This is a genomic window from Chromobacterium alticapitis, assembly GCF_002924365.1.
Classification (GTDB): domain Bacteria; phylum Pseudomonadota; class Gammaproteobacteria; order Burkholderiales; family Chromobacteriaceae; genus Chromobacterium; species Chromobacterium alticapitis.
In genome coordinates this window covers 1-9,128 of record NZ_PQWB01000147.1, presented here as the reverse complement: position 1 = coordinate 9,128, position 9,128 = coordinate 1, and the positions used below count along the sequence as shown (strand labels likewise).

The 9,128-nt window shown below is 59.9% G+C and carries 14 protein-coding genes, 1 other RNA gene and 1 pseudogene; 11 read left to right on the top strand and 5 right to left on the bottom strand.

All coding sequences use genetic code 11. From position 1 onward, the window contains the following. Together C2I19_RS19740 and C2I19_RS19735 are read left to right on the top strand one after the other, a co-directional pair. Positions 1 to 194 (top strand): hydrogenase/urease maturation nickel metallochaperone HypA (locus tag C2I19_RS19740; protein ID WP_199181292.1); only part of this gene is annotated, 194 nt, incomplete at its 5' end. A gap of 92 nt (positions 195 to 286) precedes the next feature. Next, positions 287 to 625 carry a DnaJ family domain-containing protein gene (locus C2I19_RS19735; RefSeq protein WP_233201294.1) on the top strand — a complete coding sequence of 113 codons (339 nt, stop codon included), beginning with the start codon at positions 287 to 289 and terminating at the stop codon, positions 623 to 625. 53 nt (positions 626 to 678) lie between these two features. Here C2I19_RS19735 and C2I19_RS19730 read toward each other — a convergent pair whose 3' ends face one another. Next, positions 679 to 1,752 (bottom strand): hypothetical protein, encoded by a 1,074-nt coding sequence (locus C2I19_RS19730; RefSeq protein WP_103904313.1) that lies wholly within the window; start codon positions 1,750 to 1,752, stop codon positions 679 to 681. A gap of 102 nt (positions 1,753 to 1,854) precedes the next feature. Here C2I19_RS19730 and C2I19_RS19725 point away from each other — a divergent pair, with 102 nt between their 5' ends. From C2I19_RS19725 to C2I19_RS19700, 6 genes are all read left to right on the top strand, one after another. Beyond that, a complete protein-coding gene (locus C2I19_RS19725) occupies positions 1,855 to 2,583 on the top strand; it encodes a GAF domain-containing protein (RefSeq protein WP_103904312.1) in 729 nt (242 codons plus the stop codon). A gap of 58 nt (positions 2,584 to 2,641) precedes the next feature. Then, complete coding sequence (ribA, locus tag C2I19_RS19720; RefSeq protein ID WP_103904311.1) at positions 2,642 to 3,262, top strand: GTP cyclohydrolase II; 621 nt, start codon at positions 2,642 to 2,644, stop codon at positions 3,260 to 3,262. A gap of 66 nt (positions 3,263 to 3,328) precedes the next feature. Further along, positions 3,329 to 3,694, top strand: a transfer-messenger RNA (tmRNA) gene (ssrA, locus tag C2I19_RS19715). Between the two features lie 163 nt (positions 3,695 to 3,857). Beyond that, complete coding sequence (locus tag C2I19_RS19710; protein WP_103904310.1) at positions 3,858 to 5,021, top strand: tyrosine-type recombinase/integrase; 1,164 nt, start codon at positions 3,858 to 3,860, stop codon at positions 5,019 to 5,021. Positions 5,022 to 5,345: 324 nt separating this feature from the next. Further along, the gene (locus C2I19_RS19705) at positions 5,346 to 5,525 is read left to right on the top strand and encodes a hypothetical protein (protein ID WP_146056889.1); all 180 of its coding nucleotides are present in this window, start codon (positions 5,346 to 5,348) and stop codon (positions 5,523 to 5,525) included. Positions 5,526 to 5,752: 227 nt separating this feature from the next. Beyond that, positions 5,753 to 6,475 carry a hypothetical protein gene (locus C2I19_RS19700; protein ID WP_103904308.1) on the top strand — a complete coding sequence of 241 codons (723 nt, stop codon included), beginning with the start codon at positions 5,753 to 5,755 and terminating at the stop codon, positions 6,473 to 6,475. Between the two features lie 79 nt (positions 6,476 to 6,554). On the opposite strand, the gene C2I19_RS21865 is transcribed toward C2I19_RS19700, so the two are convergent. Continuing rightward, entirely contained in the window at positions 6,555 to 6,791 is a 237-nt protein-coding gene (locus C2I19_RS21865; protein ID WP_146056888.1) for a hypothetical protein, read from the bottom strand. On the opposite strand from C2I19_RS21865, the gene C2I19_RS19695 reads away from it, so the two are divergent. Further along, positions 6,790 to 7,017, top strand: a complete 228-nt coding sequence (locus tag C2I19_RS19695) for a hypothetical protein (protein ID WP_103904307.1) — start codon at positions 6,790 to 6,792, stop codon at positions 7,015 to 7,017. The two genes, C2I19_RS21865 and C2I19_RS19695, sit on opposite strands and share 2 nt — an antisense overlap. A 162-nt stretch (positions 7,018 to 7,179) precedes the next feature. Here C2I19_RS19695 and C2I19_RS21860 read toward each other — a convergent pair whose 3' ends face one another. Further along, positions 7,180 to 7,431: a hypothetical protein gene (locus tag C2I19_RS21860; protein WP_146056887.1), complete on the bottom strand. Its 252-nt coding sequence runs from the start codon at positions 7,429 to 7,431 to the stop codon at positions 7,180 to 7,182. 224 nt (positions 7,432 to 7,655) lie between these two features. Here C2I19_RS21860 and C2I19_RS22765 point away from each other — a divergent pair, with 224 nt between their 5' ends. Then, complete coding sequence (locus C2I19_RS22765; protein ID WP_255410712.1) at positions 7,656 to 7,790, top strand: hypothetical protein; 135 nt, start codon at positions 7,656 to 7,658, stop codon at positions 7,788 to 7,790. A 130-nt stretch (positions 7,791 to 7,920) separates the two neighbouring features. After that, positions 7,921 to 8,139 carry a hypothetical protein gene (locus C2I19_RS19690; RefSeq protein WP_146056886.1) on the top strand — a complete coding sequence of 73 codons (219 nt, stop codon included), beginning with the start codon at positions 7,921 to 7,923 and terminating at the stop codon, positions 8,137 to 8,139. Between the two features lie 224 nt (positions 8,140 to 8,363). Here C2I19_RS19690 and C2I19_RS19685 read toward each other — a convergent pair whose 3' ends face one another. Then, entirely contained in the window at positions 8,364 to 8,798 is a 435-nt protein-coding gene (locus tag C2I19_RS19685) for a replicative DNA helicase (RefSeq protein WP_255410713.1), read from the bottom strand. 6 nt (positions 8,799 to 8,804) lie between these two features. After that, positions 8,805 to 8,963, bottom strand: a pseudogene (locus C2I19_RS22665) (IS5/IS1182 family transposase); the annotation flags it as partial. Between the last annotated feature and the right edge of the window lie 165 nt (positions 8,964 to 9,128).

Genomic DNA, 9,128 nt, shown 5'->3' with positions numbered 1-9,128 from the left:
TGCTGCGAGGCGGCAAGGCGGAGAGCGCGAGCATAGCGATTGAGGACGTTGCGGCGCGAGCCATCTGCCCCGAGTGCGGGTTGGAGCAGGCTGTGGCCGAGCGTTTCTCGCCCTGCGCGGCCTGCGGCGCCTTTGGCCTGGAGCTGGTTTGCGGCGAGGAATTGCAGGTTTTGGCGATTGCCGGTCTCGACTAGCGCAGGCAGGCCGAATGCATTGACATATCAAAATTCATTTGGCATTTTGAGGCGTGGGTGCGCTGCGCATTCGTTACGAAAAGGGCCATGCCATGGCGAAAATGCTGGAAACTTTTGATCAAGAGATTGCCGCCTACATCCGCAGGAGCGAAGAAAGCGGCGAGTTGCGCCGCGCCAGCAATTGGGGCAAGCCTTTGGAGGCGGAAGAAGGCTACGAGGCGACGCCAGCCGATCTGCGTATGGGCTACAAGATTTTGAAGAATGCCGGCGTTGTGCCGCCGGAAGTCGAGATGATGAAGACGCTGCGCGACATGCGCCTGCAACTGTCTACCTTGGAGGCCGGGTCGAGCCAGGCCCAGGATTTGAAGCAGGAGATCCAGAAACTGCAGCTTGCCCTGGCTTTGCAGATGGACGCCTTGCGAGGCTGCTAGCGCGGCGCATCTTGCCGTCATGAGTCTGTCCCTGCCTTTTCGCGGTTCTTCAATTAGAGCGCTTGCACGGCAATCCTGTCCGGCCGCTCCAGCCATTCCAGAAACGCGTCGCCAAGGCGCTGGCTTTCCGCGGAGGCGGCGCGCCAGTGCCGGCGGCGCAATTCGTCCCGGCCCAAGTAATGGTGGAAATCCTTGCGATCCGGCAGGCGATGGCCGGGCAGGGCGGCCAGGTATTCGCGCGACGGCGCCAGCAGCACGGTATTGGCGTGGTGGGCTTCGCTGGGCTTGCGCCAGGGCAGGGATTTGTCGAACCAGCCCGGCACGATGCGGTCGGTGAAGTGCGGATAGAGCGCGATCTCGTCGCCATGGGCGAACGGAAAATCTATGTGATAGTCGGTCAATCCGCCGTCGCGGTAAACGGCCTGCGGCGCTTGCGGCAGTTGCACGCCATGCAGGAAGCCCGGTATCGCCACGGTGCCCATCAGCGCGGTTTCCAGATTGTCTGCGTTCAACGCATGCAGCCAGGTGGGGATGCGGTCTTGCGGGCGGAAGCGCAGGCTGCTGCGCGGATCATGGCAGATCACGCGGCTGAAGCTGTGGCGGAGCAGCGGCCGGGATAGCGCGTTCAGCGCCGCGGCCAGGGCCAGGCCGGTCAGCAGCGCGGCCTTGTCTTCGCGATTGGACAGTCCGCGCGACTGCACCAGCAGCAGGCTGAGGCGATGGCGAGGGTGGCGCAGGATGTTTTCGAGTCCGGTTTCACCCATGACGTCGCGCAGCATTTGCCAGGTTTGCGCGGTGATCTGAGCAGTAGTCACGCCGGGGCGGTAGCCTTCCTCAGTGTAGCGCTCGGCCAACCTGGCCAGCGCGGCGGCCGGATCCGGCTGCATGGCGCAGGCGAAGCGCCAGCCGCCGATGGACGCGCCCACCAGGTCGCGCTCGCGCGGCGCGCCTTCCAGCCAGCGGAATACGGCCTGGTCCAGGCCGGTCAGGCCCACGGCCTTGGGGCCGCCGGCGGCGCCGGGCAGCATGGAGACCTGCTCCGGGCGCAGGCCGTCTTGCAGCAATTGCCGGGCGCGGCGGCCGGCCTTGACGATGAGAACAGGTTGGCGGATATGAATGGCGGTCATTACGATATAAAGTGACGAAATGGCGCTGCGTGATCGGGTTTGCTATCCTGTCGCGTTTCGAATTCAAGCGCGTTTCGCGCCGCCGCTCAGGAGTACCCCTTCATGATACCCGCAAGCAACTTGACCGACTATCTGCGCGAACAGGCTTTGCATCTCGACCTCACGGATCTGCAGATCGCGGTAATGACGCTGCAGGCCGTGATCGCCGTGGACAAGCCGGCGCCCAGCCGCGATCTGTACCGCTACAAAGTGCCCAAGCTGGGCGAAGGCGGCAGCTGCTCGCTGTTCAACGAACTGGACGAAGCGCCGTACGACTTGCGCGTGGCGCTGGGCGTGGAAACGGCGGAAACCACCGCCGGCCTGGTCAATCTGTATGCGCTGCTGGATTCGGTCAATGCCAAGATAGGGGCTGACTGGCTGGGCATCTACCGCAAGATAGGGGTGGGCAAAAGCGCCGTCTTGGTCAAACTGGCCTACAAGGGCGTGGAAAGCCGGGCGGAATTTCCGCTGACCGAGGAATTCGCCGAATTCAGCAATAACAGCCGGGTGGGCCTAAGCGGTTGGGCTGTGCTGGTGGACGATGTGGCCAAGTGGCGCGAAGAGGGCGGTGGCTACTACGAGTGCGACCCCAAGGTGAAGAGCGAAGTTTGCCTGCCGGTGCTGCACAGCGACGACAATGTGCTGGGCATCATAGACGCGGAATCGTTTCAGCCCTGCCATTTCTCCCCGGAACGGCTGGTGTGGCTGGCCGCCTTGGCCATCGTGTTGCCGCAGTTGCTGGTCAAATTGCCGCCGCTGGCGCTTGAAAATGGGGAAATCCTCCCCAATTAGGTTGTATTCAGGCTGCCGAGGCGGCCTTTTCGCATTGCGCACCTGTGTTGGAGAAGTCATGTCGTCGCACTCGCAGTCCGTTCCCGAACCTGTTATTCGCTATATCGCCAGTTGCAAGCTGCCTACGCCCTGGGGCGAGTTCGTCATGCACGGATTCGAGGAGGAAAGCGGGCAGGAGCATGTGGCGCTGACTCTGGGCGAGGTGGGCGACGGCCAGCCGGTGCTGGCGCGGCTGCATTCGGAGTGCCTGACCGGCGACGCGCTGTTTTCCTTGCGCTGCGACTGCGGTTTCCAGCTGGAGGCGGCGATGGAGGCCATCAGCAAGGCCGGCTGCGGCGCGCTGCTGTATCTGCGCCAGGAAGGACGCGGGATAGGCCTGATCAACAAAATCCGCGCCTACAAGCTGCAGGATGGCGGCGCTGACACGGTGGAGGCCAATGAACAGCTGGGTTTCCCGGCCGATATGCGCGACTTCCGCATCGCCCGCCATATGCTGGAGCATTTGGGCATAGGCAGCGTCAAGGTCATGACCAACAATCCGCGCAAGCTGGCCACCCTGGAAGCCGCAGGCATCAAAGTGGTGGAGCGCGTGCCGCTGCAAGTGGGGCGCAATCCGTACAATGACCGCTATCTGGATACCAAGGCCGCCAAACTCGGCCATATGCTGTTTAATGACTAAGCGCCGGGCAGGCATGATAAAGCTCGCCAAGCGATGATGCTTGTAATATAATGAACATTCCTATCTGGGGGCGACCTGGTTTCGACGGGGGTTGCGAAGCAGATGAGGGCATACCGGGATTTCAGTCACCCCGTAAAACGCTGAATTTATATAGTCGCAAACGACGAAACTTACGCTCTGGCAGCCTAACGGCCGGCCAGACACTACAACGGTTCGCAGATGGGCCGGGGGCGTCAAAACCCTGTAGTGTCACTTTACATCTGCTAGTGCTGTCCCGGGTTACTTGGTTCAGTGCGAAATAATAGGTAACTCGCCAAAGTCCAGCCTGTCCGTCGGCGTGGCAGCGGTTAAATCCCAAATGACACGACTAAGTATGTAGAACTCACTGTAGAGGACTTTCGGACGCGGGTTCGATTCCCGCCGCCTCCACCAAATTCAAGTGTCACAGCCTGTCAGGACACGCCAAGAACCCCGGAAAATAAGCCTTCCGGGGTTTTTCTTTATGTCCGGTCGTGTCATGAGGTGCCTTGACATGCCAGTAGTCGTGACGGTAGTTTGAGCGGTATCGCACATACCGTCAGAAGCAGATACCGTCATGCCGCTCACAGACACCGCCTGCAAGAACGCCAAGCCCAAGGATGATGGCTCCCAAGCCAAGTATGCCGATGAAAAAGGCATGTACCTGCTGGTGAACAAAACCGGCAAATACTGGCGGCTTGACTATCGCTTCAACGGGGCGCGCAAGACACTGGCGCTTGGCGTCTATCCAGAAATCAGCCTCAAGCAAAGCAGAGAGCGGCGCGATGAGGCCAGGCGACTGCTGGCAGAGGGCATAGACCCAGGCCTGCATCGCAAGCTGCAGAAGGCCGTCAAGGCAATCCAGGCGGAAAACAGCTTCGAGGCAGTGGCGCGGGAGTGGTTTGCAAAGTACAAGCCATCCTGGGTGGATAGCCATGCAGACAAGATCATCCGCCGGCTTGAGCGTGACATCTTCCCCTGGCTTGGCAAGCGGCCGATTGCTGAGATCGAAGCCCCTGAGCTGCTGGCCGTCCTCCGCCGCATTGAACATCGCGGGGCCATCGAAACCGCGCACCGTGCAATGCAGAACTGCGGCCAGGTCTTCCGCTATGCAGTCGCCACCGGTCGCGCTAAGCGCAATTCCGCCGCCGATCTGGTCGGCGCGCTGTCACCCGTCATCAAAACCTCATTCGCCACCATCACCGAGCCGGAGAAGATCGCCCAGCTGCTGCGGGCAATGGACGGCTATCAGGGATCATTCATCACGCAATGCGCGCTCAAGCTGGCGCCCTTGGTGTTTGTGCGCCCTGGTGAGCTGCGCAAGGCGGAATGGTCTGAAATCGACTTCGAGGCCGAGCAATGGGTAATCCCGGCCGAGCGCATGAAGATGCGTGAAAAGCATATCGTCCCACTATCACGCCAGGCGCTGGCCATCCTGAAAGAGTTGGAAGCCCTGACCGGAAGCGGCCAGTATATTTTCCCCGGCGCGCGCACCAATGGCCGGCCCATGTCGGAAAACACAGTCAACGCCGCATTGCGCCGGCTGGGTTACGCCAAGGACGATATGACCGGCCACGGTTTCCGCCATATGGCATCCGCGCTCTTGAATGAGCAGGGGTGGAATAGGGACGCCATTGAACGCCAGATGGCCCACGGAGAGCGGAACAGCATCCGGGCGACATACAACTACGCCGAGTATCTGCCCAGGGCCGCCGCACTCGGAATGAATATTCATGACTGAAGCCAACCCCTTGACTTCGATGGCTTATTCGCGAAATTCGATGAAAATCAAGGCCGTGCTGTCTGATAAAAGCAAGGTCAAGCAGTTAAAAGTGATGCACTGACTCGCCGCGCGGTATGTGTTTCTGAGTTCTGTCCATGTAAAGCAAGAGCGCCTCCGAACTGCATAGCCTAATAAAATCAGCAGCTTGCAATCATTTTTACTCTATGCAATCCGAGTGCGGAGGCCCTGGGCTGGATCCGCAACAGGCACGCGGCGGGCCTGCCCAAACCGCTGACACAACATGGCCGCGCTCAGCGGCCATTTCTTTTTGAAAGGATGAACATGCAAGTGGGTCAACAAGTGAAATTCATCACCTCCGGCGGCCGTGGCGCCGCGCGCAGCGGGCAGGGCGTGCTGCAGGAGATCAAGTCCAGTACCAAAGGCAAGTTTTATGGCGTGAAGGAGGAGGGCAAGGAAAAGCTGACCTTCGTGCGTGAAAGCCAGCTGCAGCGCGCGGCTTGACTGACATGTAGTACCTGGCCGGACATGCTGGGTGGTGACTGGGTGGTCCCGGCCTTTGGGCCCCAAGGAAAAGCCATAGGGCGGCTTCCTTCTCCGCGGTTGATGACGTCTGCAATCCGACTCTACCGCGGCGTCCGCGCTGGTGACGTTAAAGGCCAGCACCAATACTGCCGCTCAGCCACCTGGCTGGGCGGTTTCTTTTTGCACAACAGGCAAAGGAGACAGACGTGCAACTGAACATCGACATCGAAAAGATGGTGGCCGACGCCATTACCACCAAGCTGGCGCCGGAAGTGCTGCAGCCCATCATCGAAAAGAACGTGGGCGATGCCGTGCAGCAGGCCATCGAGGGACAGTTCCGCTACAACAGCGAATTCCGCAAGGGGCTGGAGCAGCACATCACTGGCCACATGCCGAAGACCTTCGCCGACATGGGCTACTTCGGTGACTTCGTGTCCAAGGCGGTTGTCGCCAAGCTGAACGCCATGATGGCGGATCAGGCTGCGAAGGTGATCAATCCCATGCTGGAGGAGATCACCAGGCCGCTGCCGGCGGAAATGAAGATTGGCGAACTGCTGCAGATGGTGTTCGACGACTTCAATGACCAGGTGGAAAGCTACGCAGAGAAATACGATGCCCCCACCTTCATCATCCGGCAGAGCTACCCCGATAGCGGCGTGCTGCAAGGGCACATGAGCGTGAGCATAGACCCGGAAGAAAACAAGTCGCGCCACTCCTGCAAGTACCAGCTGAGTTTTGACGGCGACGGCCGTATCACCACCATTCGCGTGGATGACGTGAAGATCACCGAGGGGCTGATTGCAGGCCGAATGTTTGGCATATCCCGCCTGCTGCTGCAGCTGTACGCCCAGCAGGTGAGGGTGATTTTCGACCGCACGGACTTTGACGGTGAGTTCCAGTACCGCGACCCGGACGGCTACGACGATTGATTGCCTGCCAGCCTGCCGGAGCGGGGCGGATGGCTGGCAGCGTGCCGAGGACCTGGCTCCTCGGCCGAAGCGATATGAATTAGTCGTCAAATCCGCCGAGCCCGGTAGGGCTGTGCGGTAGAACGATATCTTCCTGGGCGGATAGCGTTAGCTTGAGCCTGTCAGTTTGGTCATCCCAAGGCGTTTCCGAATTTGACGGGTAGCTGATTTCACCAATGGATACCCGCCATGGCTTACCTGTCAGGTCTTGAAGCGTTTCGGCGACTGCGCGCTCCAAATTCAGCGCAGAAAAATCTTTGATTGGAGAGATTGCCATGAAAGTCACCCCTGAAATCGTGAAGGACCGGCTGGCACGATTCTACATCGTCTTCGGCCTGCCCTCGGAAGGCGAGTCGCGCGAGTTCAATCGCGAGGTACAGATCTGGACCGAACACTTCCAGCATGTTCCGGCATCAGCCTTCGAGATGGCCTGCTTTCAATGCGAGGGAAGCCTCACTTCCTTCCCATGCATTGCTGATGTGGCCGGAAAGATTCCGAGCTGAGCTAGTGACAGGTGGGCGCAGCCTGGCCGCAGCAGGTTGATCCGCAGCAGGTACTCGGCGGGCCTGCCCAAACCGCCGACACAACATGGCCGCGCTCAGTGGCCATCTTAAAGCTGTCGTGATTCATCAGTATCAGGAAGGCGCAGGGGGCGGCCGGCACCATCAAAACACCTTATTGGTGCAGCTGCCGGGATTTCGCTGGCAGGGTTCCGACTCCATTTTACGCGCCGGCGGGCAGCTTGGGCTGCCAGGCTGCTCGCTGCAGTTGATCTGGCGCTGCAGGTCTTCCCGTTTCAGCTGCTTCTCGTAGGCAGCCTTGTCCTGGTCCAGAACCATCGGCGTCTTCTCTGTCAGTGGCTGGCTGGCCACTGGCTTGGCGCGTACCGGCGCGTCTGGCAGTAATGTGTTAGCCATGGCGGGTGGCGCTACAAGGGTGGTAATGATTGCTGCCAATTTTACATGCCTGCGCAATACGCGAATTATCATGAAGCTCTCCTTTGTGACGTTGTCATTCTAATCCCTTTGAAAGCCTTGCTGCACCTGAATAGCATTTTCATTTATTACTTAGAGGGTGGATTGGTAATGAGGGCTACAGATTGTTAGTTGATTTTTATCTGGCATGTTACAGCCCGCACAACATGGCCGCGCTCAGCAGCCAGGGCGTGCTGAAGGAGATCAAGTCCAGCATCAAGGGCAAGTTCTATGGCGTAAAGGAGGAGGGCAAGGAAAAGCTGACCTTCGTGCGTGAACGTCAGCTGCAGCGCGCGGCTTGATGGTGATGCCAGGCATCTTGGCTAAGCTTGGCTTAAGATTGGCAGGCTAAAGTGGATGCTGACCCCCATTGCGGGGTGGGCGCCGGAATGGCTGGCACCTTTAACGATGTTGTCCGTAGGAGGCTTGATCATGTCCATTGCTCCCATTGCCACCGTAGGCCCGCAAGCTTTGACTCTGGGGTACATCCGCCATAGTCATGCGGCGGCACCGTCGCAAACAGCGCAGGCCATCCCCGCATCTGTTCAGGACAAGGTATCCATCAGTAGCGCAGGGAGTGCCAAGCAGCAGGAGGAGGCCGCTGAGTCTGCAGCCCAAGCGGCCAAAGAAAACGAGAGCGGAGAAGGCTAAGCTCGTCCTCCGCATTCATGCTCTGCTGCGTGTTGACTACCTGGTTTTTCTGAGTTGACACGTTTCACCTCAATGCCTATCCCATGCCCGGCCCTGTGCCGGGCTTTTTCTTGCCAGGAGGTTCTATGCGCTTCACCGAAGTCATCATCGGCTGGAGCCGCAGGGGCCGCAGGCGGAAGGGCAAACTAGCTGCATTGCAGCTTGCCGGTGCGGCCAGTCGGCCGCTACCGAGTGCGAAGGTCCACAACAGAGGAGTGACGATGGAAGCGGACCAGGCTGGCGCACTGCTCCACGGAGCGGGAAAGCTGGCTCAGCACCACCACCGGGCATTCCATTTCCTTGGCCAGTGCCTTCAGCGCGGCGGTGATGTAGCCGATCTCGTAGTTGCGGTTGTCGCTGGATCCGTGGCCGGGGCCGCGCATCAGCTGCAGGTAGTCGATGACGATCAGGGCAGGGCGGCCGTGGCGGCGCGCCAGTTGGCGGCACTTGCTGCGAACCTGGGTTGGACTCAGCTGGGCGCGGAAGTCGATGAACATCCGCAGCTGCTGCACCAGGCCGGCGTAGAAGGTCATCTTCTGCCAGTCCTCGTCTTCCAGGCGGCCGGTGCGGATGCGGTCCAGTGCGATGCCGGCCAGGCTGGCCATCTGCCGGTCGCCCAGCTGGGTTTCGCTATAGGTCTGCGTCTGTCTGCGTTTGCCCCCTGGGGCCGCTCGCCAAGACATGTTCGTGTCCAACCGGGGGGGCAGAGAGCTACGCTAGATCAGGGCTTGCTTATAGGTTTTCCAGTTGGTGGTTCGATAGCGTTTCGGAGCGGGCTTGGTCATGCCGCTATCTTGCCAAGCTGCGGTGGGGGAGGATTTGTGCAATCGCGCCCGCACAAACGAAAAGGCAGCGCTAGGGGCTGTTGACGTTTTGAAGCAGGGAGCAGATAGGAGGGGTGCAAACCTGCAGAATTAAGGTTCCTACACCAATCCTCTGCAGGTTTGCGA

Bases quoted from the DNA above. Each gene is read 5' to 3' on its own strand.
- C2I19_RS19730 (WP_103904313.1), bottom strand. From the start codon at position 1,752: ATGACCGCCATTCATATCCGCCAACCTGTTCTCATCGTCAAGGCCGGC.
- C2I19_RS19725 (WP_103904312.1), top strand. From the start codon at position 1,855: ATGATACCCGCAAGCAACTTGACCGACTATCTGCGCGAACAGGCTTTG.
- C2I19_RS19710 (WP_103904310.1), top strand. From the start codon at position 3,858: ATGCCGCTCACAGACACCGCCTGCAAGAACGCCAAGCCCAAGGATGAT.
- C2I19_RS19690 (WP_146056886.1), top strand. From the start codon at position 7,921: ATGTCCATTGCTCCCATTGCCACCGTAGGCCCGCAAGCTTTGACTCTG.
- C2I19_RS21860 (WP_146056887.1), bottom strand. From the start codon at position 7,431: ATGGCTAACACATTACTGCCAGACGCGCCGGTACGCGCCAAGCCAGTG.
- C2I19_RS22765 (WP_255410712.1), top strand. From the start codon at position 7,656: ATGGCCGCGCTCAGCAGCCAGGGCGTGCTGAAGGAGATCAAGTCCAGC.
- ribA (WP_103904311.1), top strand. From the start codon at position 2,642: ATGTCGTCGCACTCGCAGTCCGTTCCCGAACCTGTTATTCGCTATATC.
- C2I19_RS21865 (WP_146056888.1), bottom strand. From the start codon at position 6,791: ATGGCAATCTCTCCAATCAAAGATTTTTCTGCGCTGAATTTGGAGCGC.
- C2I19_RS19695 (WP_103904307.1), top strand. From the start codon at position 6,790: ATGAAAGTCACCCCTGAAATCGTGAAGGACCGGCTGGCACGATTCTAC.
- C2I19_RS19735 (WP_233201294.1), top strand. From the start codon at position 287: ATGGCGAAAATGCTGGAAACTTTTGATCAAGAGATTGCCGCCTACATC.
- C2I19_RS19705 (WP_146056889.1), top strand. From the start codon at position 5,346: ATGCAAGTGGGTCAACAAGTGAAATTCATCACCTCCGGCGGCCGTGGC.